Origin of the sequence: Planomicrobium sp. CPCC 101110, assembly GCF_007859395.1 — a bacterium.
Classification (GTDB): Bacteria; Bacillota; Bacilli; order Bacillales_A; family Planococcaceae; genus Planococcus.
This window is the reverse complement of record NZ_VOHD01000006.1, coordinates 213,615-234,593: the sequence shown is the minus strand read 5'-3', so window position 1 is coordinate 234,593 and position 20,979 is coordinate 213,615. Positions and strand designations below refer to the sequence as shown.

The window sequence follows — 20,979 nt, the reverse complement described above, 5'->3', positions numbered from 1 at the left end:
AACGGCCGCAACTGGCATTTCAGTTGCGGCCGTTTTTTCTGCATATTCTTTTTGTTCTTAAAGTTTTCCGGCAGTCGGAACTGCTTTTTGTTTTTTCGCACCAGTTTCGGCTCTTACTTCGTTAGCAGGCCTTTTCGACCAGATCGTTGCGAGGATCGGTCCGCTGATATTGTGCCAAATCGCTCCCCAAACGCTTGGAAGGGCCGCCAGCGGACTGAAATGCGCAGTAGCTAGAGCAACCCCTAGTCCAGAATTCTGCATTCCGACCTCTATCGAAATGGCTCTTCTGTCGTTTTCGTTCAAGCCAAGCATGACGGCTGTAAAATAGCCGAGCAGCAACCCAAAGCCATTATGAAGGAACACTGCCACAAAAACGATAAATCCGGCGCTGACCACGTTTTCTCCATTTGCCGCAGTTACGGCAGACACAATGATCAAAATAGCTAATACCGAAATCAAAGGGACAATTGAAATGCATTTTTCCACGGTTTTCGGGAAGAACTTGCCGATAAGAAACCCTATTGTTATTGGCAGGATGATCACTTGAATAATGGATGTGAACATCGCTACCGGATCAACCGGCATCCATTGACCCGCAAGCAAAAGCAATAACAGCGGCGTCACGAGCGGCGCCAGCAAAGTCGAGAGCGACGTCATCGCCACCGACAGCGCCACATTGCCTTTCGCCAAATACACCATGACGTTTGAAGCGGTCCCCCCTGGCACACACCCTAAAAGGATAAGACCTGCTGCAAGTTCGGCTGGAAGCTGCAGTATGTACGCCAGCGCAAAAGCGACGAGCGGCATGATCACAAACTGGGCGCAAACACCGACAAATACCGGCAATGGCTTGGAAGCGACAATCTTAAAGTCGACCGGTTTCAAGGTCAGCCCCATGCCGAACATAACCACTCCCAGCAAAATCGCTATATAGCTTCCGAACCCTAAAAATGGTTCTGGCACCAAAAATGCGATGACTGCTATGCCGACAACAAAAAACGCAAAATATTTCCCCGCAAACAAGCTTAATGATTCGATAAATTTCATAATAAGGCCCCTTTCTTATCCGGTGTTACGATTTTCCCTGGATTCAGCAAATTATCTGGATCAAGTGCTCGTTTGATTTTTTCCATGACGATGAGCGCATCCCCATGTTCCTGCCGCTGGTATTTTTGTTTGCCGAAGCCGACTCCGTGTTCACCGGTGCAGGTGCCGCCCCGTTCCAAGGCATACAACACAATCTGTTCATTTAAAGTGTTGGCTTTCTCCACTTCTTCCGCGTTCGCCATGTCCAGCATCAACAACACATGGAAATTGCCATCGCCGACGTGGCCGACAATGCCGCCGATCAACCCTAAGTTCTCAACTTGCTCCCTTGCATGGGCAACAGCACCGGCGAGTTCCGAAATCGGAAGGCAAACATCTGTCACCATCATTTTCCTGCCAGGATTTCCATGGATGTAGGCATATGCCAGATTATGCCGCGCTTCCCACAATGCATTTCGGCTAGCAGTATCAGTTTCAAACTGGATCGCTTCGCAATTGTGTCCATCGACCAATTCCTGCGTAAATTCCACATCTTGTTTTAGCCCGGCTTCGTTTCCATGAAATTCAAGGAACAAAGTCGGCTTTTCCAAGAAATTGGTTTCACTAAACCGATTTACCTGACGAATGGACGGCTCGTCTACAAGTTCTACCCGGGCAATTGGAATACCGGCCTGCAGAATGGAAACGACCGCCTCGACGGCGTCCTGGATTGTCGGGAACGAAGCGCGTGCCGCAGCCACGTGCTCGGGGATTCCATAAACCCGAAGCGTCAATTCCGTAAAACATCCGAGAGTTCCTTCCGATCCTGTAAAAAGACCATTCAAATGAAAGCCGGACGACGATTTTGCGGCCAGGTTTCCGGTATGGATGACCATGCCGTCCGCAAGCACCACTTCCAGGTCGCGTACCTGATCCCGCATAACCCCGTATTTGACCGAAGTCGTGCCGCTGGCATTCGTGGCGACCATGCCGCCAAGCGTAGCATCAGCCCCCGGATCAACCGAGAAAAACAAACCATGCTTTTTCAGTTCCTTATTGAGCTGGCTCCTTGTCACGCCAGGCTGAACTTTCACAAGAAAGTCGTTCGCCATCACTTCCAGCACTTTGTTCATTAAAGAAAAATCAATGGTAATGCCGCCTTCTGTCGGAATAACGTGGCCTTCCAGGCTTGAACCGAGGCCAAATGGAATGACAGGAATGCGGTGTTTTGAAGATGCTTTCAAAATTCTGCTGACATCTTCTGTCGTTTTCGGAAACACGACAATATCGGGCAATTGGGGGGCATGGTAGGATTCATCCTTGCTGTGCAGCTCCCGTACGGTGTCATTGACCGTCACCTGATCTTCTGGCAAGTCCTTTTTCAAAATTTCGGCGATCTCGTAAGTTGTGTGGTGTGGCATGTGTGTCTCCCCTTAGCAAGTAATCAAAATAAATCTAATATGGTGAATCTTTTAAAAGTATAATAGGTTTCATTATACAGAATTGTTTGAACTATTCAACGTTATTCCAAGAAAATTTTTTTATTTTGAATGCCTATAAAGCAATACCAACTCGAAAAAATGCATAAAAAATTATGTTTCATTATAAAAAACCTGTTGATTATATTCAAAAATTCAGATAAAGTAAAAACATTAGATTTTATGATACTTATTTCATACCGAAATTACCGATTGTTTCCGATTTTATTCCCTCCGCTTTAACGGATCTTATCGCCTAAAATACGAATCGTAGGTTTTGACCTATTCAAAGAAAAGGAGCATCTTATGAACATCGAGAGCAGAAGAAAAATTCAGACGGATTATCGGGAAAAAAGGCAGGAACTCGAAGAAAACCGGAACAACACGCTTGAAGCAGTGATCATCATGGGTCTTCTGGTTCTCGTGCTGTTATTGTGCAACCTTAATTTCCTATCGCTCCCTTTCGACCCGGTAGCTTCTATTGAAAAAGCGAAACTCAATCTATAAAACAAAAAGCAGAAAGGAAGGTGCAGCCTTCCTTTCTGCTTTTTCATTGTATTCTCTCTTGCCCTGTGAGCCTCATAAACTCTTCGATTGCAGCCTTTAGCGGTTCTAATGCGGTCCGCCAAAAATCAGGCTCTGTCAAATCACGGTTCAAATAGGTTCTCCCTAATTGTTCGACTGTCATCCGTCCGGAATTCCGCAGCAAGTTGTCATAGCTCTCCATAAACCCGTCTCCTAACTCTTTCTTCATCGCGTATATGCCGCTGCTGAACAAATATCCGATGGTATATGGGATGTTGTAAAAAGCTTTTTCGGTGACGTAAATATGGGGGATATACAGCCACCGGTAAACTTCATGTTCTTCTACCAATCCTTCATAAAGTTTTTTTTCCGACTGTATCAACAATTCCTTGATTTCTTTTGCGCTAAGCAGCCTGTTTTTCCTGAGTTCATAAAAAGCCTTCTCGAAATGAAACATGTTGGGTATTGTGGAAACGCATAGCAGGCCGCTTGATATTTTCATTTCCAGCAGCGCCAATTTCTCGTCTTGCGATCCAGCTTTTTCGATTGCAGCATCCAGCACCAAGTTTTCCATGAAGATGGAGGCCGTTTCCTCGATGCTTGTCCCCTTCTCCTGGATAAAAGCCGGCTCATCGTGAAGGATTTCGTTATGGTATGCGTGTCCAAGTTCATGGGCCAGTGTGATGACATCAAAATAATTTTCCCGGTAAGTCAGAAAAATCCTGCTTTCTTTTGCAAGAGGCAAAGCGGCGCAAAAAGCCCCCTCTGCTTTTCCAGGACGGTTTTCAGATTCAATCCAATTCGACTGAAACGCCTTTTCAGCAAACTCGCCCAATTTCACGCTCAAGTTCCGAAATTGCGACACGATGATTGATACTGCTTCGCCATAAGGGAACTTCTTATCAGTCTCAAAGCAAGGGACTTCCAGATCGAACCATCTCATGTCGTCCACATTGAGAAGTTCCTTTTTTCTTTGCAGATAATCCCTGAAAAGCGGTTGGCACTCTTCAAGAGCCGCGAGCATCGACTGGACGCTCTTCTCTTGTATACGATTTTGCTCAAGCGCTTCTTTCAACAAGTTGTCCCATCCTCGCTGTTGGTACAATTCCAGCCGGTAACCCGCAATCCGGTTCAAGATCACCGCGAACGTTTCTTCATCGGCGCTGCAAACTTGTGTGATGGCTTTTGCCGCTTGCGTCCGCTTTTTTCGGTCCTTATCATACAGCGCTTGGTTCAGCGCACTTCCAATCGAATGCTCTTTCGTCTGCCCGGTTTGCCCGAGAGGAATTTGTAATTGGTTGAACAGCTGGTTGTGAAGCTGTTCCCAGCCATCAAATCCGTTCACGGAAAGAGCGTTGATTGCCTGTTCGATTTCCAGCTGCAGGCGGTCTTTTACTTTCCGTCTGCGTTCTTCCAAAGAAAAAGCGATTTTTTCGATTCCCTCCTGGCTCAGCAGTTCTTGCCATTTGCCTTCATCCAGGTCTGCCAATGTTCGGTTTAGTAGGGCATGAAGCGTTTTCATCTTCGATTTCATCGTGTTGACTTGTTCCAACAACTGGGCAGCATGCGGATCTGCCGTATTCTGTGAGTAAATGCAGACGCTGAAATCCTCAATCTCCAGCCACCTGCTCATCACATACTGGATATCCCTTAGCATGACTGTCATTTTTTGTGCTTCTGAAGTGGCTGGTTTCAATGCTTCTGACAGACGGCTTATTTCAGAATCCAGACTGCTGATCTTTTCCTGTAATGCCGCCGAGGTGCTTCCTCCCTCATACAAAGCATCCAAATCCCAATTTCGGCTAATTGATGGCTTCAACTTTTTCGCCTCCTGGAAGAACTTTTCCTTATATTATAACTGAATGGAAAAGCGCTAAGTCACATAAATTTTAGGCTGTGTTAATGAATAGTGTTGGTTTGAACAAATAAAAAGAGACCTTCGTTTACTGGAGGTCTCCATTCGTTACACATTTATATTTCATCGGTTTCAGCGTATTCAATTAGTGTCGGAATTACAAATTCAGGAAGGGTTTGACTGATGTTTTCATAAGATGAAAATTCAAGTTGATTTGAGATTGTTGCAATGGAATCCCCATCATGGCCAATCCAGAAGACACTGGTATCTTCCTCCATTTTAACAACGACTGTTTTTTTAATCATTCCTTTATGAACCCCTGTCCATTCTCTGTTTTCCAGGCTGAATACGTTTTTCTTGCTGGACCACACCACCAATTCATTCGAAGTACCTTGTGTAATATATAGTGGGAAAATAGCCTTCAGCTGCTTTTCGTTTTCGATTTCAGAAACGAATAGGGAACTGCCTTTGCGTTGCTCCATACAACGGAATCGAATGCCCGAAGCGTTGCAAATTTGTTCAAATTCATCTTGCAAATAGGAATCAACTTCCACGCAGGAATAAATTGGAAATGCCTTAACATTAGTCATCCAGGAAGGGATAAAGTCATCATCGCATTCAGGTAAATAAATTCCCGAGAAGTCGAAAACATATTTTGTTACCCCATCTAGCGCAAATGGAAAAGACCCAGTAATATCAGGTTTTGAATCGTAGTAGCTTTTCGGGAAATAGCCAACGTCTATATTCATTTTTCTCACACCTTCCATTCCACTGTATCCAGTTTACTGTATCTTGAACTTTTTAGCTTTCCATAAAAGGGTTAGTGCTCCAGTCTTTTGCTTTTTGCGTAGGTAGAAAATTTGCGTATATATCAAATATCAACAGAGTTATTTAACATAGCTAAATTTTAAAAAGTAAATCGAATCCCTTGAGTTTGAAATTCGAGACAGCAGGCGTCAAGCCTCTTTGGTCACCAGCGCCCTCTTGTCTTTTTGTTTTTTGCCGTAAAGACCCGTATAGATGAATGCAGTTCCGGCCATGAGCAATATTCCCATATAGACAGACATCATAGTCGGAGCTAGATAGGCGCCGATGATGATTGAAGCCCTTGCGATCAATTCGGTGCCGCTGAACGATAGGCCGGTTAACGCAGAATAAGACTTCCGCTTATCTGCCGGCATCATATCCGCCTGCTCCGCATTGCGCACCGGTGGGTAGGCAAGTTCCCCGAAAGCGACAATGACGGTAAAAGGATCGGCACATGCCAAGAACTCGCAGAAGCCATTACGGCGTACCCGAATAAACATAGAACAAGGCCGCCTAAAAGAACGTACCGCTTGCTGAAACGGTTCGTAAAGTTATTGACCCAGAAAGTCCAGCATGCACCAAGCAGCATGTTGAGAATGTTGAGCAAACAGCCCGAAAATTTCTTTTCAGGAACCAAGCTGATGGTCATCATGAGAAGCAGGAGTGCATTTGAAGAAAAAGTGACCAGCAAAACTTTTTTTCGCGAAAAGCAGTCAGGGAAAATATTCCTTATGGTACACTTGCTGTTATTTTCTTCATTTAAAATGTGCCTCTTTGAAAACTTTGAAAAGGCAAGGATTTTTAGCATACTGCCGGAACCTCTCTTCCCACTCCTTCCAATAAGGAATTTGACCTCTTCAGGACAGTTTTTTTCGTTTTGTCTGTGATGCCCCTATAACTATTTAACCCTTTTTTTAATTTTCACATTAAACTTTGTTTGTTTACTATACAATCTAACTTTCCATTGCTAAAATCATAAAAGATGGAAGAACAAGAAATTTAAAGCATGGCTTTTATTTTTTGTAAGCGCTTTCCCATCTTGTTTTTCCTAAATCTATCAAAGGAGGAGTATGAAGAGGTTTTTCGAATGCTTTTACAAACCACATCACAAAGGAGATTGAAAACATGCTGAAAGTTCTGCGTAAACCATTGATGACCGGATTGGCCCTCTCTCTTTTATTGCCTGCAAGTATCGGAACCGCTGCTGACCCTGCTGTTGGCGACAGTGCATTTGACGTTCCTGAGCTGGACAACAGATATGAAAAGTCGTTTGATATCGGGGCAGCAGTAGAACCCAGCCAATTGGAAGGCAAGGATGGGGAAATGCTCAAACGCCATTACAACAGCATTGTGGCGGAAAATGTCATGAAACCTATCAACATTCAGCCTGAAGAAGGCAAATTCAATTTTGAGGAAGCAGACAAAATCGTTAAATTTGCCCGCGACAACAATATGGATCTGCGGTTTCATACGTTGATCTGGCACAGCCAGGTCCCTGAGTGGTTCTTCCTTGATAAAGACGGCAACAAGATGGTCGATGAAACCGATCCGAAGCAGCGTGAGAAAAACAAAAAGCTCCTGTTGAAACGAGTAGAAACGCATGTGAAAACGATTGTGAAACGCTATAAAAACGATGTTGAATCGTGGGACGTCGTTAACGAAGCCATTGATGACAATCCGCAAAATGCGAGAGGCCTCCGTGAATCTCCGTGGTACCAAATCACAGGCACCGATTTTATCAAAGTCGCATTTGAAACGGCCGACCGCTATGCCGGAAAAGACGCGAAATTATACATCAATGATTACAATACAGAAGTGGAACCGAAAAGAACCCATCTATTTAACTTGGTGAAAGATTTGTTGGAGCAAGGCGTGCCGATCGACGGCGTCGGCCATCAAGCCCACATCCAGATCGGTTGGCCATCAATCCAGGAAACACGCGATTCCATCAATATGTTCGCTAGCCTCGGTTTGGACAATCAGATCACGGAACTTGACGTGAGTTTATACGGCTGGCCACCGAAACCTGCCTATAAAACTTACGAGGAAATTCCTGATGAGGTATTCAAAGCTCAAGCGGACCGCTATGATGAACTGTTCAAGCTATACGAGGAATTGGATGATAAAATCAGCAGTGTCACGTTCTGGGGGATTACAGACAATCATACATGGCTCGATGACCGTGCAAAGCAATACAATGATGGAGTCGGCAAAGATGCTCCTTTTGTTTTTGATCCGGATTATAAAGTGAAACCTGCTTATTTGGCAATTATTGACTAAAAGCCGGCAATAGCAGCTCCATTTTGGATGGAGCTGCTTTTTTGTTTTAATTTAGTTGAAATTACTGCCGATAAACGTAAATCTTCTCCACAACTTCATCTTTACGGCCCTCAGTTGAAGTCCAGACATCCACTTTATCGCCTTTTCTTAATTCGCTTGTACTCGCTTTCGTCCCTTCTACCTTGGCGCTTTCTTCGATTTGCAGTTCATACGCCGGATAAGAAGCTTCAGGATCGGCAGCCGGCGGCCCTATTAATATGGAACCCCTTCCAATCTCAAGAATCAAGAGGCTTCCATAATCGGGTGCATTGAAAGTTTCCTCTCCCGTCTCATTTAAGGTGAAGGGTTCTTCTTTCGCTTTTTCGGTTTCTTGCGCGCAGCCATAAAACCCTGGAATGGCAACCAAAAATATATGAAATAGCTTCTTCAAAAAAACACCTCCTTCAGATTGGTCATTGCATAAAAAAGCGGCTTTACATTTAATAAAACCCCATTTTTTTCTAATTACTATATAATTATATCTATAAAGTAATATATGCATAAGGAAGTGTCTGAATGTCCCACAAAAAAACAAGTACTGAAAAAAGCGAAAAAGGCAAACCCCTTCCGACCGTTGAAGCATTGGATGCTTGTTTGGATTCGAGTGACGTAGCAATCACAAGTTCAGAGGTTTGCGAAGCTGTTAAGTCCGTTTTTGGAATTGATATCGGTTTGGCGGCTGTGCTTCACGCGGACTATGCCGATCTCGTTTATCCCAGAGCAGCTATCGAAAAATATTTGAAACAAGACAGCACGAGAACGGATGGCTCCGAAATCCGGACAATGATCAAATTGCTTTTCGGGATTAATCTGGTTGGAATTGCAGAGCTATACAAAGACCGTATCGCTTTATATTCCAAAAATCAATGGATTGTCAAAAACGATCAAGCACTATTTCTGGTGCGCACCGGGAAAAAGGATATCGATGTGAAAATTCTCTCCACTCCTTATTTCCAGAAACAAACCAATCTGTCGGAAATGCCGTTAAGTTTGCAGCAAGCCTTGGCACCCCTTGGCTACTCCTACAACGAAAAAGAGCAGACCCTTGACTATATCGATCCTGATGGCCAGCCTGTCTCCGGCCAGTTTAAAGTACAAACGATGAAAACCATAGCCAATATTGTCCATACTGAGTATGATGGTCTGTAGAAAGACCGAAACGAAAAATTCCCCCGAAAAAAATTCCCTTCCAGACAGAAAAAGTTAACGTTGTATGAGCGTCTTCCTTAACCGATAGTTCGCCAACCAGCTGCGCTTGCCGCGGGCGAGCGCCAAGCCTCCTCAGCCGCTTCGCGTCTTGCGGGGTCTCGGCTGTCTCGCTATCCCGCAGGCGTCTCCGCTGCTTGGTTTTCTATCTGGAGAGCAGGACACACTAACAGCGAATTTGCTCAAACAATCATGATTGCAGAGAATCTCTAAATGGAATGAAAAGAAGTACTATGCAGCGGAAGGCAGCGACTCCTGCGGGATTAGTGCGAGTCCTGAGACACCGCAGGGATGCAGGAGCACAATGTTTTCGAAGCGAGCGAGGAGGCTTAGGCCGCACTCCGCGGAAAGCGTCCGCCTGGAGCGCGATGAAAAAAGCTACCGAGAGTTTCTCGACAGCCTAAAAAAACCTCTACACAAAAGTGTAGAGGTTTTTTGCTATAGCTCTTATTTCTGAAAAGAAGAAAGGAATTTGACACGATCCCCCATTGGCGGAATGTTATTGTCGACCAGGGCCACTTCCAACACTGCCGGGCCGTTCAGTGAAGCGAGTTTTAGAACATCGTCCTGATTCAGATCATCCATGGAGTCCACTCTGAAGCTCGGGATATCCATAGCCGCTGCCATAGCGGAGATATTGATCGGCCGCTGTTCGAATGTTGCGTGGCTGCGCTTGTATTGCAGAGTATGGCCATGGTACACCATTCCAAGACGCGCATTGTTCAGCACTACAAACAAGATTGGCAAGTTGTTTTCTTTAGCCGCCAGGATCTCCATCCCGTGCATAAAGAAGCTGCCGTCTCCGGTGATCGCTACAACAGGGCGTTCAGGTTCTGCAAGTTTCGAGCCGATGGCTGAACCGATCCCGCTTCCCATTGCCCCGAAGTGGACATTAATATCGAACGTAAAAGGCTCATATACTTTCATGGAATGGATAACATAAGCCATGAATTCCCCGATATCGATTGTATAGCGTGTAGACGGCGGAAGGAATTCCTGCAGTTTAGCCAGAACGTTTTTCGTGTTGTATTCGTCCCCGCCTGCATAGTCGTCCTCTTTTTCAAACGGTTCTGCAGATTCCCGGGTCAAGCCGAGGTTTTTAAGCTCCTCGATCAAATACATCAAGCTTAAACTGATGTCTCCTAACACCGGCAAATCGATTTCGTATTTCCGGTTGAAGACAGAAGCATCAAAATCAAGTTGGACGGCAAAACGGTTTTTGGTCAAGTTCGTGTTGTAATTGTTGGTCGCGGTCTCTCCCAAACTTGAGCCGATGATCAGCAATGTGCTGGCTTCGCCGTCATTTATCAAAGCAGAAGCTTTTTCCGTTCCGGCAAAACCGAAGACTCCCGCAAACAGCGGATGATCGTTTTGCATCAATCCTTTTGCTTGAGGAGTGACAACCATCGGCCATTGCAGCATTTCGGCCAATTCCACCAATAGCTCCACTGAGTTCCTGGCACCTTGCCCCACAAAGATATAGCCGCTTTTCCTTTCAACAAGTTCCTTGGCTGCCCGCTGGATCACAGCCAGGTCAGGAGCAACCACTGTTTTTCGGACTACAGGAGGAACTTTTGCATCGATAAGTCCTTGCTGCACATCAATCGGCATGGCGATATGGACTGGCCCAGGCACACCCGAAACCGCAATTGTCGTCGCTTTTACCACTTCGTCCAACAAGTCTTTCGAATCTGTGACGGTGACGCTATATTTTGTGACTGACTTGAAAATGGGATCGGCGTCCAACTCTTGCGATGCATTCAAGCCCATTGTGCTTACCGGAACTGCTCCGGTTAAAAATAATACAGGAAGATGCTCGCGCATCGCATTGGCTGCCCCTGTCACTAGATTGGTTCCGCCAGGCCCGCTGCTGCCAATGCATACACTCAATTGGTTGGTGTATTTGGCATATGCCGCCGCCATATAGCCTGCAGCGCCTTCGTGCTTTGTCACGATGGGTGTTATTTCGGGAACATCGTACAGTCCGTCATAAAAAGCGTTGACGGATCCGGCAGGAATGCCGAATACATGCTTGACCCCCATATTTTTTAAATACTCAATTGACGCTTGAACTGCTTTCATTTTTTCCTCCTATTTTGGATCAGTATGGCCGCTCAAATATTTTCGTTCCAGTTCCTCGGCTTTGATCGGCCTGCTGAAGAAATAGCCTTGCATGATTGTGCAATTTTTAGACAAGAGAAACTCCAATTGCTCTGCTGTTTCTACCCCTTCAGCAATAACATTCAAATTCAGGTTTTGGGCCAGTGTAATGATGGTATTTGTGATTGCTGCGTTGTCATTGTCTTCGACCACATCTTGAATAAATGATTTATCGATTTTCAAAGCGTCGATCGGAAAGTCTTTCAAATATCCGAGCGACGAATAACCGGTGCCAAAATCGTCGATAGCAATCTTGACGCCCAAATCTTTCAGTTGCTTCATTTTTTGCATCGTGATTTTTGTGTTTTTGATGATCTGGTTTTCCGTCAATTCAATATGCAGATATTCAGGGGCAAGGCCGGCTTCTTCTAAAAGCTCCCTTACCATGACAACCAAATTATCTTCTTCGAATTGAAGGCCGGATAAGTTGACGGACATGCATAGTGTGGTATGCCCTTGTTCCTGCCATACTTTCAATTGTTTGCATGCATTCTTCAAAACCCATTCACCGATTGGTATGATCAAACCCGTTTCTTCTGCAATCGGGATAAAATCAGCAGGGGAAACGATGCCTTCAGACGGATGAATCCAGCGAAGCAAAGCTTCCACCCCGATGATCTCATTGGATTTGCTGTCGATTTGCGGCTGATAATAAATGACCAATTCATCATTGTCCAACGCTTTATAAAGCGCGTTTTCCAATTTGATGCTTTCCATATTGCGGTTGCTCATTTCAGTTTCGAAGAAATGATAATGGGTCCCGGATTTTTCTTTCGACCTGTACATCGCAGCATCTGCATTTTTTATCAGTGCTTCCGCTGTTTCGCCATCTTCCGGATACACACTGATGCCGATGCTCGTTTTCACGTAAACTTCATTGCCCTTGAGTGAAAATGGTTTTGCGAAAGAATCAATGACCTGCTCCACAACAGTCAATACATCGAGCTCACAGAAAATCCCAGGCAAGACGATGGTAAATTCATCTCCGCCCTGGCGCGAAACAATCGCTTTATCAGGCACGCTTGTAATCAGCCGTTTTGCCACTTCCCGCAAGAGCACATCCCCGTAGCTATGGCCAAGACTGTCATTGACAAGCTTGAAACGGTCCAAATCCAAGTAGAGAAGCGCTAGCTTTTTGCCGGTTCCCAGAAGTCCGTTCAGCTCCTGATTGATTTTATCGTTCAACAAGACCCGATTCGGAAGTTCGGTCAAACTGTCGTAATAAGCAAGGTGCTTAATTTCTTCTTCTAAATGCTTCCGTTCGGTGATGTCTTTGAAAGTGATGACTTCCCCAAGCACTTTGTCCCCTTCTTTAATGAGGGAGATAACATATTCCACCGAAAAGCTGGTTTGGTCTTTTTTATAGAATTTCTGGTTTACTTCAGGATAAACAGCCTTTGCAGCAGAATCCTTTTCCCGCTCAAAAATAATGCTGGAAGGCTTGCCGATCAGTTCGCCTTTTTCATATCCGAGCATCGTTTCACTGGCTGGATTGCAGAAGGTGATGTTCCCTTCCAAATCCAACCCGAAAATCCCTTCACCGGCAGAGTTCAGTATCAGTTCTCTTTCCCTGCTCAGGTTTTCCAGTTCCGAAACGACACGCTCAAGTTCATTGTTCTTGATCCGGATTTCGGAAGTCCGCTCCTCTATAATCATTTCCTGCTTTTCCATATACAGCAAATTGGATAACGTGGAAGCTGTAGCGTCCGCAATCGATTGCGCCAACTGGATATCAGCGGACGGAAAAGACATCCTGCTTTTTTCAAGCTCCGGGACCACCAATGCACCCAATACTTCTCCTGTTGCAACCAAAGGAAGCATGAGCATGCCTTTGACACCAAATTTTTTGCAGACATCGTGGTTCGGCCGCTTATCGGCAAAAACATCAGGAATAAGCAATGGCCGCTTGGTCCTTACGACCTCCTGGAGGACCGCGTCATTTGTCTGGTCGATTTGGTCATCTCCATGGGTCTTGATCCATTCTTCTTCCGTCCAGTCACTTTCCCTGCTTAAATTGGCGGGTTTTATTTTCATGCCGGCCATCGGATCCAGCAAATGCACACCAGTATTGAAGTTATTCAAAACCCTTCCAACATAATGGAAACATTTGTCGAGAACTTCCTGCATAGTCGAACACATTGACAAATCACGCGTCAAATCGAGCAATAATTGCTTTTCAGCTATCAAGTTTTCTTTTCGCGTCAAATTGGTCGCGTTACGGACCGCAACCCCTGCCATATTCACATAAGCTTCCACAGTCTGGATTTCATCTTCTGTCAAATCCATGGTGATGCCATAATCGAACAAATAAACCAAACCGAACAATTCGTCTTCATAGGTGATGGGAAGAACGAGCAGCGATTTGATTTTGAATCCTTCCACCGCTCGCGGATCCGGCCGCTTATCCTTTGAAGTGTCGGGAATGTAGATTGTTTTTTTTGTCTGGATCACTTCTTTTGCCAGCAAATCATAGTCCATGTCGATTACATGCATATCAAGCGTTATTCCATTGATGACTTCCGGTTTTCCTACATAACCCCTGAACTGTCCGTCAGCCTGAGGAAGATAAATCCCTACAGAATCGCACTGCACAATTTCTTCCGAAATGGCCAGTGTCACTTGTTCGAGCACTTCCCGCAATTGAAGCTTCGAATTGATTAGTTTGGTAATATGTGCAAGACGAGAGTATCTTGTCTGTTCTTCAAGCATTTATCCACTCTCCAATACTTTTCTATGTGTTCGATAAACTTAAGCCGCAAAATACGGAGTTCACCTTTTTGTGCGCTTTTTCTGACCAGCATCATTCGGACCAATCAACCTTCTCGCTATGTGTTTATAATACTGTATAGACGGGATTTTTAATATAAGGAAATAAAAATAAAATTTTTGTTAGATTTAGTAAAAAATATCTTGGATTGATTCGGCATCAAGCCTGTCCGCTTAGTTGACGCACCCGTCCATTTAAGGCAGAGGCTTTCATTTTCCCATAAAAAAAGAGGCCTGCTGTTGAAGCGGCTCCCCTTGTAAACACTCATATATCAATAATCGTTCCTATTTCCGTTATTTTCTTCTGCTTTTTTGCATTTACATGCCTTTTATTCAAGTTTCAAGTTCGTTTTTGAAATAGAAATCGCTTCAATCTCGGAACAGTAAAAACAGAGGGTGTTGTTTTCATGATCTTCAATTTCATACTTGATATTTTCCCAGCCATTTTTTCTTAAATCCCGAATAACAAGATCGACAGGCTGAAAGTAGCCTAAACTTTCAAACCGGATATTCTGGGGATCACGGAAACGGAGTTGCACGAGGAAGGACTCTCCTTTTGATTCCACTATAAAATCAATGTCCAGCAACGAGCTGTAAACATTAAAGTCTTTTAGAAAACTTAAATTGAAGTTCGTGATGCATTTGATATCGGCCCAGGAAAAGTCATCTATGTATCGAGCAAGCAGTCCCTTGTTTTTGATCAATGTTATCCCCTTCACATTCTGCTAAATGAAAGCTTAGCGTAATTATTATAAAGACCAATAAGCACCCAAACAAACTTTGCATTCTTCTATTAATCCATCCGGCAACCCCCATCCTCCAGCATTGCGGTGCTGCAGCCTTATTCGAGTTTGCTTGTTCAATACAATGGTTGCCGCGCCTGGTAGAATCAAGGTCCGGTGCCCGACCTTTTCGCGCAGTTCTGATCCATAATCCATATACCGCATTTCTTTTGCAAAAGCCAAGCTTATTGCTAGGTATTTTGTGATGTTTTTCATTTTGGTGATATTATCCTATTATTTATACTATAGAATATATCTAAAGATTTAAACATATTTTTTTATAAGACTTGTTATAAGAAGGGGGACTTTTATGATTAGGATCCATCGCCATCTGACCAGGGATGATTTTCAGGTGTGTTTTCAAAAAAATTGCAGGAATTATTCGCTGCGGAAAAGGGGTGTTTCTTTTGAGCGTTAAATGGCTGGAATGGGCTCAGCGAATCCAGTCCTTGTCCCAAGCGGGGCTGGCATATTCAAACAACGGCTATGATATTGAACGCTATGAAGAGCTAAGAACGATCAGCATTGAAATCATGAAAGAACATACCGGTCTTGAAATGGAGATACTTGAAAATTTATTTGCCGGCGAAACCGGTTACCAAACGCCAAAAGTCGATATTCGCGCCGCTGTCTTCCAAGATGGAAAAATTCTTATGGTAAAAGAAATCATTGACGGCAAATGGGCGCTGCCAGGCGGTTTTTGCGATATCGGTCTGTCCCCGGCTGAAAATATCGTCAAGGAAATCAAGGAAGAATCAGGTTTTGATGCAGTTCCTGTCAAACTTCTCGCGTTGCTTGATTTAAGAAAACACGGCCATCCACCGCAACCTTATCATTATTATAAAGTCTTTATTCAATGCAGCATTGCCGGCGGCCAAGCGGAAAATGGCCTTGAAACTACCGGCGTCCGATTTTTCAATGAACACAGCTTGCCGGAATTGTCGCTGGCCCGCAATACGGAATCCCAAATTTCCTTGCTTTTTGATTTTTTGCGGGACCCTCATAAAGAAGCCGTTTTTGATTGACAGCTGTTCCAAAGCCCGCCTATCTCTTATCGCCTTGAGTTCGGAAGCCGTATAAGAAGAAAACCAAAGAAGGTTGTTAATGTGGAATTGTTTACTGAAAAACTGTTGATGATTGCATTGTTCGTCTTGGTCATCCACTCGATTGAAACGCTTGCTTACGCTGTCCGGTTGTCAGGGGCCAGGGTAAGGCTGCTTGCTTCCGCATTATCCCTGTTCAATGTCATGGTCATGGTTTCCAGGCTTGCAAATATGATGCAGCAGCCATTTACGGGAAGTTTAGTCGACTCGGCTCCGCAAAACAATGCGCTGGCATTTGTCGAGAGCCAGTACCGAATCATTATCGGCTCTTCAACGCTCGGTACGATATTAGGCATTCTGCTCTTGCCGACATTCATCTCGCTTTTCTCAAGAGCCATCATCCACTTGTCCATGGAACGGGGCTCCTTACCCCGTTTGGCCAAAAAAGGAATGACGATGGAATACATAAAGCGTGGCTTCACCCATATCCGGATCCCTAAGCTGTCGTATTTAAAAAACATCTCTTTTAAAGACATGCCGGTAAAATTGTTCCTTATCAATATGATCATCACCGCCATTTACACAATCGGCGTTTTGGCTGCGCTGTATGCCGCTATCCTTGTACCTGAAAGAGCGGCGACTGCCATTATGGCTTCAGGATTGATCAACGGCTTGGCGACCATTTTGCTTATCGTATTCGTTGACCCTAAAATTTCTGTAATGGCGGATGACGTGCTCAATCAGCGCGGCAATTACCTGGGTCTGAAAAGCATGGCTTTGATAATGGTCGCCTCCCGTTTATGCGGGACCTTACTCGCGCAGCTTTTCTTTTTGCCCGGCGCAAACTACATCGCATGGTTCACCCAATTTATCGTTTGAAAAATGCCCGTTCATCTTCTGCGGAAGAACGGGTTTTTCCTTTTGCTTTTTCTTAGGGGAATTTTAGCGAGTGATGCTCAGGAGAATCGAGATATGCCGCTTCGCTCCATTCTTCCTTTGAAGCTCCAGCTTGCGTTTCGGTATTTTTCGGGCTGCCCCTGTGTCAAATGCAAATGAAACGTTCCCCTCTCCCAAAGGCTTCCTGAAAACCGTCACTGCAAAGCTATGCTGTATTTCTCTATCAAATCCTTGAAAGCCGGGCGTTCGTTGCCTCCACGCCCGACCACCGCTTCCGCTGTCACAAGACTATTCAGGACAGCTTCTTCTGCTGCTTCCCCGACAGCACGGAACGCCAAATCCAATTCCTCCTCATGAAGGCGCGGCATGCTCAGACGCCCTGCCGGTTTTTGATGCGGAATTCTGGCCGAGGTGGAAAATCCGATAACGATTTCCCCGCTGCCGTGAGCAATGATGGAACCTGTCCGCGACAAGCCTGCCACCGCCCGTTTAAGAATCCGGTTCAATTGCCTGTCTGATACAGGAAGATCCGTAGATACTATTACCATAACCGAGCCCTTATCTTTTTCTTCTTCCTCTTGTAAAATCTTTTCTTTCAGTTTCTGCCCGACCGCTTGGCCGTTTATGCGCAAATCACTCAGCATCCCGAAATTCGACAGCACCAGCACTCCCATAGTATAAGTTCCATCATCCATTTCCATCCGCCTGGAAGCGGACCCGATGCCGCCTTTCAGTGAATAACAAAGCATCCCTCTTCCCGCCCCTACTGCCCCTTCTTTGAATTCTGAAGATGCAGATTCAAGCGCCTGCAGAACATGTTCCGCTTTTACTGATTTTGCGCGTATATCGTTCAAGAACATGTCGTTGCATTCCCCGACAACCGGATTGACCGTGCCTGTAGTAACGCCTATCTCCGGATTTTTCTCGAGCATATAATCAATCAGCGTGTCAGCCGCGGACGCTATGCTCAATGTATTTGTCAGCAAAATCGGCGTTTCGAGCGTCCCAAGTTCCTCCAATTGAACGGTGCCCATCGTTTTTCCGAAGCCATTGATCACATGGCTTGAGGCAACTAATTTTTCTTTGAAAACATTTCCGGGATGGGGCAGGATGGCGGTAACACCGGTTTGTATATTTCCGTCGCTTAACGTTGCGTGGCCGACAGCCACTCCGGCTACATCGGTAATGGCGTTCAGCGGCCCTGGCTCCAAACTGCCGATCGCTACGCCATAATCGCGGATCCTCTTTTGGTTCAGCAAACAAACACCTTCTATTCCATATATTTGGGCCTTCAGCTTTTTTTCAACCCATCCAGTCTCTTCCTAACTATATCAAGAAGACAAAAAAACAAGCAATGCTTTCCCTGGTTGTTCCACAGGAAGCATTGCTTGTGCAATTTTTTCTATGGTTCGATCGGGCCTTCCAGCACAATCTTGCCTATGGTCCGGCCAGACATCAGCTTGCCATATGCTTGCTCTAAATTTGATGAATTGATCGGCGACATACGCTCGGTCATGGTGGTTTTGATCTTGCCGGCGTCAACCCAATCCGCCAGTTCATCCAGCAGCTCATGCTGTGCGGCCATATCTTCCGTATGGAACATTGAACGGGTGTACATCAATTCATAAGCAAATGTTACACTTTTTGAAAAAAGCGCGATATCCAGCGGCTTCTGTGCAGGCAAAATCGAGCAGATCCTTCCTTGCGGCAAGATCACTTTTGCCATATTGGACATGTGGTCATCGACATTGGTCAGGCAAAAAATATAGTGGACGCCGCCTAATCCAAGCGCTTCAAGCTGCGACTCGAACGGTTCCAGGTGATTGATCGTGTAATCGGCTCCATGCTGCATCGCCCATTCTTTTGTTTCAGGCCGTGATGCTGTTCCAATCACGGTCAATCCCACATGCTTGGCAATCTGGGTCGCGATCGATCCTACGCCCCCAGCAGCTCCGATGATCAAAATGCTTTTTCCGGCATTTCCTTCTACACTGCGGGAAATGCCCAATCGGTCGAAATACGCTTCCAACGCCGTAATGCTGGTGAGCGGCAGCGCTGCGGCTTCAGCAAAGTCCAGACTTTTCGGTTTCTTGCCGACCAGCCGCTCATCAACGAGATGGGCTTCGCTATGCCCGCCCGGTGCAATCGTAGTCCCGGCATAGTACACTTCATCACCCGCTTTGAACAATGTGCATTCTTCGCCTGCCTCCAAGACCACCCCAGAAACATCGCGGCCAACAATTGTCAAAGAATCATCGTTTTCATCTTTCGCATCGCGTGTTCTGAAATCGGTAGGATTCACCGATACGGCCCGCACTTCCACAAGCAATTTCTTCCCTGTGGCCGTCGGACGCGCCACGTCGATATATTCGAATTTCGGCGGTTCTGATTTTGGACCCGGCTTATAGAACCCGAGCGCTTTCATAGTTTGTTTGCTCAATGAGCTTCGCCTCGCTTTCTTTCGTTCAATCTATCGGGGAGATATCTTCCACATATGCATCAATGATAACAGGCTTCCCGCTTTGTTTCGCTTTTGCCAAAGCCGAATTCAATTCGGCCCGATTTTTGCAAGTATAGCCCTCGCCGCCGCAAGCGACGGCAAATGCCGCATAGTCGATATTGGCAATTTCAACATTTGTAGGCGTGTTGCCTTTTTCTTTTTGTTCATGTTCAATCAGCTGGATTTTCTGGTTGTTGAAAATGACAATGGTCATCGGCAGCTCGTACTTGACAGCTGTTGCGAAATCCTGCATGCCCATTGAAAAACCGCCGTCGCCGGTCAGCGCGACAACCTGTTTATCCGGATAGGCAATTTTTGCCGCAATCGCTCCAGGCAACCCGCATCCCATGGTCGCAAGCCAAGCGGACAAGACGAATTTTTGTTTGGAAAGTTTCAAATAGCGTGCTGTCCATATCGTCACACTGCCTACATCAAGCGAAACAGCAGCGTCCGGTTCAAGAATTTTCTGAACTTCGGCCAATACATGCTGCGGCTGCAAAATTTCCGTTCCCTTTTCCATATCGGCTTGCATTTCCTTATGCCAAGCCGACCGCTTTTCCATGTATTTTCTTAAGAAATCCGGTTCTTTCGGCTCCGTTTTCGAAATAAGTCCAGAAAGCGCCGGCTTCAACTCACTGGCAATGCCAATTGCTGCCGGATAATATTTACCGATCGCTTTCGGATCCCTGTCGATTTGAATCGCGGGAGCGTCCTTTGGAAGAAATTGGCGATATGGGTAGGCTGTACCGGCCAATATGACAAGGTCCGCTTCTTTCATCGCATCCGCTGCCGGTTTGGTTCCCAACTGTCCTAAATGCCCAAGGTTTTGCGGATGATCATCCGGTATAATGCCTTTCGAGGGAAAGGATGCGATCAATGGCGCCTTGATCTTTTCTGCAAATGCCAGCACTTCCGCAACGGCTCCTTGGGCCCCTTTTCCCGCAAGGATGACCGGCTTCTTTGACGCATTGACCAATTTGGCCGCTTCCGCTACATCCTCTTCGGCAGGCCGGATTTTAGGAGCGGCGAAGATTGCGGAGGTTCGCGGTTCATCCCGTTTTATTTTCACTGAGAACAGGTCATCCGGAACAATCAGCACCGCCGGCCCTTTTTCCGCGTACGCTGTCCGGATCGCTTGGTTTAACATGTCCGGAAGCTGTTCCGCCGACTGGACGCGCCGGTTGTAGACCGCAACATCTTCAAACATCGCTTCTAGCTTCAATTCCTGGAAGTTATCGGTCCCGACTTTCGTGCTTTCCACTTGTCCCACCAACGCCAAAACCGGCGTTTTATCTTTTTGCGCATCATACAGCCCGTTCAGCAAATGGACTGCTCCCGGCCCTGCAATTGATAGGCATACGCCGATTTTCCCGGTAAGCTTAGAATAGGCGGATGCGGCAAGTGCTCCTGTCTCTTCATGCCGAATCTGGATAAAACGGATGGATTGCTCTTTCCGCAGCTCCTCCATAAACTCATTGATTGAATCTCCCGGCATTCCATAGATGTGGTCGATATTCCATTCTTTCAAAAGATCCATGGCATAACTGCCAGCGGTACGGTCGAACATGGAAATTCCTCCTTTTCCGATAGATGCCAGAGATATTTTCCGTCCGGA

General features: G+C 45.7%; 18 protein-coding genes. 5 read left to right on the top strand and 13 right to left on the bottom strand.

Going from position 1 to position 20,979, the window contains the following annotated elements:
• Window positions 1-57: 57 nt before the first annotated feature.
• Together FQV30_RS08985 and FQV30_RS08980 are read right to left on the bottom strand one after the other, a co-directional pair.
• Window positions 58-1,047, bottom strand: coding sequence for a bile acid:sodium symporter family protein (locus FQV30_RS08985; protein WP_146499822.1), 990 nt, complete (start codon window positions 1,045-1,047; stop codon window positions 58-60).
• Window positions 1,044-2,447, bottom strand: a complete 1,404-nt coding sequence (locus FQV30_RS08980) for an FAD-binding oxidoreductase (RefSeq protein ID WP_146499821.1) — start codon at window positions 2,445-2,447, stop codon at window positions 1,044-1,046. Before FQV30_RS08980 ends, FQV30_RS08985 begins: the two co-directional genes overlap by 4 nt.
• 363 nt (window positions 2,448-2,810) lie before the next feature.
• On the opposite strand from FQV30_RS08980, the gene FQV30_RS08975 reads away from it, so the two are divergent.
• On the top strand, window positions 2,811-3,011 hold the full coding sequence (locus tag FQV30_RS08975) for a hypothetical protein (RefSeq protein ID WP_146499820.1): 201 nt from the start codon (window positions 2,811-2,813) through the stop codon (window positions 3,009-3,011).
• A 43-nt stretch (window positions 3,012-3,054) separates the two neighbouring features.
• On the opposite strand, the gene FQV30_RS08970 is transcribed toward FQV30_RS08975, so the two are convergent.
• From FQV30_RS08970 to FQV30_RS08960, 3 genes are all read right to left on the bottom strand, one after another.
• Window positions 3,055-4,848: a M3 family oligoendopeptidase gene (locus FQV30_RS08970; RefSeq protein WP_146499819.1), complete on the bottom strand. Its 1,794-nt coding sequence runs from the start codon at window positions 4,846-4,848 to the stop codon at window positions 3,055-3,057.
• 152 nt (window positions 4,849-5,000) lie between these two features.
• Window positions 5,001-5,633 (bottom strand): hypothetical protein, encoded by a 633-nt coding sequence (locus FQV30_RS08965; RefSeq protein ID WP_146499818.1) that lies wholly within the window; start codon window positions 5,631-5,633, stop codon window positions 5,001-5,003.
• Window positions 5,634-5,840: 207 nt separating this feature from the next.
• Window positions 5,841-6,191 carry an MFS transporter gene (locus tag FQV30_RS08960; RefSeq protein ID WP_146499817.1) on the bottom strand — a complete coding sequence of 117 codons (351 nt, stop codon included), beginning with the start codon at window positions 6,189-6,191 and terminating at the stop codon, window positions 5,841-5,843.
• A gap of 625 nt (window positions 6,192-6,816) precedes the next feature.
• On the opposite strand from FQV30_RS08960, the gene FQV30_RS08950 reads away from it, so the two are divergent.
• On the top strand, window positions 6,817-7,971 hold the full coding sequence (locus tag FQV30_RS08950) for an endo-1,4-beta-xylanase (protein ID WP_146499815.1): 1,155 nt from the start codon (window positions 6,817-6,819) through the stop codon (window positions 7,969-7,971).
• A gap of 61 nt (window positions 7,972-8,032) precedes the next feature.
• On the opposite strand, the gene FQV30_RS08945 is transcribed toward FQV30_RS08950, so the two are convergent.
• A complete protein-coding gene (locus tag FQV30_RS08945) occupies window positions 8,033-8,401 on the bottom strand; it encodes a hypothetical protein (protein WP_146499814.1) in 369 nt (122 codons plus the stop codon).
• Between the two features lie 125 nt (window positions 8,402-8,526).
• Between FQV30_RS08945 and FQV30_RS08940 the strand changes: the two genes are divergently transcribed.
• Window positions 8,527-9,159, top strand: coding sequence for a hypothetical protein (locus FQV30_RS08940; RefSeq protein WP_146499813.1), 633 nt, complete (start codon window positions 8,527-8,529; stop codon window positions 9,157-9,159).
• Between the two features lie 504 nt (window positions 9,160-9,663).
• Here the strand turns inward: FQV30_RS08940 and FQV30_RS08935 are convergent.
• From FQV30_RS08935 to FQV30_RS08920, 4 genes are all read right to left on the bottom strand, one after another.
• Complete coding sequence (locus FQV30_RS08935; RefSeq protein ID WP_146499812.1) at window positions 9,664-11,298, bottom strand: thiamine pyrophosphate-binding protein; 1,635 nt, start codon at window positions 11,296-11,298, stop codon at window positions 9,664-9,666.
• A 9-nt stretch (window positions 11,299-11,307) separates the two neighbouring features.
• Complete coding sequence (locus tag FQV30_RS08930; protein WP_146499811.1) at window positions 11,308-14,085, bottom strand: sensor domain-containing phosphodiesterase; 2,778 nt, start codon at window positions 14,083-14,085, stop codon at window positions 11,308-11,310.
• Between the two features lie 386 nt (window positions 14,086-14,471).
• On the bottom strand, window positions 14,472-14,846 hold the full coding sequence (locus tag FQV30_RS08925; RefSeq protein ID WP_146499810.1) for a hypothetical protein: 375 nt from the start codon (window positions 14,844-14,846) through the stop codon (window positions 14,472-14,474).
• Window positions 14,847-14,891: 45 nt separating this feature from the next.
• Window positions 14,892-15,140, bottom strand: a complete 249-nt coding sequence (locus FQV30_RS08920) for an NUDIX hydrolase (RefSeq protein WP_146499809.1) — start codon at window positions 15,138-15,140, stop codon at window positions 14,892-14,894.
• A gap of 191 nt (window positions 15,141-15,331) precedes the next feature.
• On the opposite strand from FQV30_RS08920, the gene FQV30_RS08915 reads away from it, so the two are divergent.
• Complete coding sequence (locus tag FQV30_RS08915) at window positions 15,332-15,949, top strand: NUDIX hydrolase (RefSeq protein WP_146499808.1); 618 nt, start codon at window positions 15,332-15,334, stop codon at window positions 15,947-15,949.
• A gap of 81 nt (window positions 15,950-16,030) precedes the next feature.
• Entirely contained in the window at window positions 16,031-16,846 is an 816-nt protein-coding gene (locus FQV30_RS08910; RefSeq protein ID WP_304608846.1) for a lipid II flippase Amj family protein, read from the top strand.
• Window positions 16,847-17,058: 212 nt separating this feature from the next.
• Here the strand turns inward: FQV30_RS08910 and FQV30_RS08905 are convergent, their stop codons facing one another.
• The 3 genes from FQV30_RS08905 to FQV30_RS08895 form a co-directional block, all read right to left on the bottom strand.
• Window positions 17,059-18,123, bottom strand: a complete 1,065-nt coding sequence (locus tag FQV30_RS08905) for a DmpA family aminopeptidase (RefSeq protein ID WP_146499807.1) — start codon at window positions 18,121-18,123, stop codon at window positions 17,059-17,061.
• Between the two features lie 143 nt (window positions 18,124-18,266).
• Window positions 18,267-19,289 (bottom strand): zinc-binding alcohol dehydrogenase family protein, encoded by a 1,023-nt coding sequence (locus FQV30_RS08900; RefSeq protein ID WP_146500358.1) that lies wholly within the window; start codon window positions 19,287-19,289, stop codon window positions 18,267-18,269.
• Window positions 19,290-19,329: 40 nt separating this feature from the next.
• Window positions 19,330-20,931 (bottom strand): pyruvate oxidase, encoded by a 1,602-nt coding sequence (locus FQV30_RS08895; protein ID WP_146499806.1) that lies wholly within the window; start codon window positions 20,929-20,931, stop codon window positions 19,330-19,332.
• Window positions 20,932-20,979: the final 48 nt, after the last annotated feature.

Excerpts from the sequence above, each read along its gene's own strand:
- FQV30_RS08935 (WP_146499812.1), bottom strand. The coding sequence starts at position 11,298 with ATGAAAGCAGTTCAAGCGTCAATTGAGTATTTAAAAAATATGGGGGTC.
- FQV30_RS08930 (WP_146499811.1), bottom strand. The coding sequence starts at position 14,085 with ATGCTTGAAGAACAGACAAGATACTCTCGTCTTGCACATATTACCAAA.
- FQV30_RS08975 (WP_146499820.1), top strand. The coding sequence starts at position 2,811 with ATGAACATCGAGAGCAGAAGAAAAATTCAGACGGATTATCGGGAAAAA.
- FQV30_RS08895 (WP_146499806.1), bottom strand. The coding sequence starts at position 20,931 with ATGTTCGACCGTACCGCTGGCAGTTATGCCATGGATCTTTTGAAAGAA.
- FQV30_RS08985 (WP_146499822.1), bottom strand. The coding sequence starts at position 1,047 with ATGAAATTTATCGAATCATTAAGCTTGTTTGCGGGGAAATATTTTGCG.
- FQV30_RS08940 (WP_146499813.1), top strand. The coding sequence starts at position 8,527 with ATGTCCCACAAAAAAACAAGTACTGAAAAAAGCGAAAAAGGCAAACCC.
- FQV30_RS08965 (WP_146499818.1), bottom strand. The coding sequence starts at position 5,633 with ATGAATATAGACGTTGGCTATTTCCCGAAAAGCTACTACGATTCAAAA.
- FQV30_RS08900 (WP_146500358.1), bottom strand. The coding sequence starts at position 19,289 with ATGAAAGCGCTCGGGTTCTATAAGCCGGGTCCAAAATCAGAACCGCCG.
- FQV30_RS08920 (WP_146499809.1), bottom strand. The coding sequence starts at position 15,140 with ATGAAAAACATCACAAAATACCTAGCAATAAGCTTGGCTTTTGCAAAA.
- FQV30_RS08950 (WP_146499815.1), top strand. The coding sequence starts at position 6,817 with ATGCTGAAAGTTCTGCGTAAACCATTGATGACCGGATTGGCCCTCTCT.
- FQV30_RS08960 (WP_146499817.1), bottom strand. The coding sequence starts at position 6,191 with ATGTTTATTCGGGTACGCCGTAATGGCTTCTGCGAGTTCTTGGCATGT.
- FQV30_RS08980 (WP_146499821.1), bottom strand. The coding sequence starts at position 2,447 with ATGCCACACCACACAACTTACGAGATCGCCGAAATTTTGAAAAAGGAC.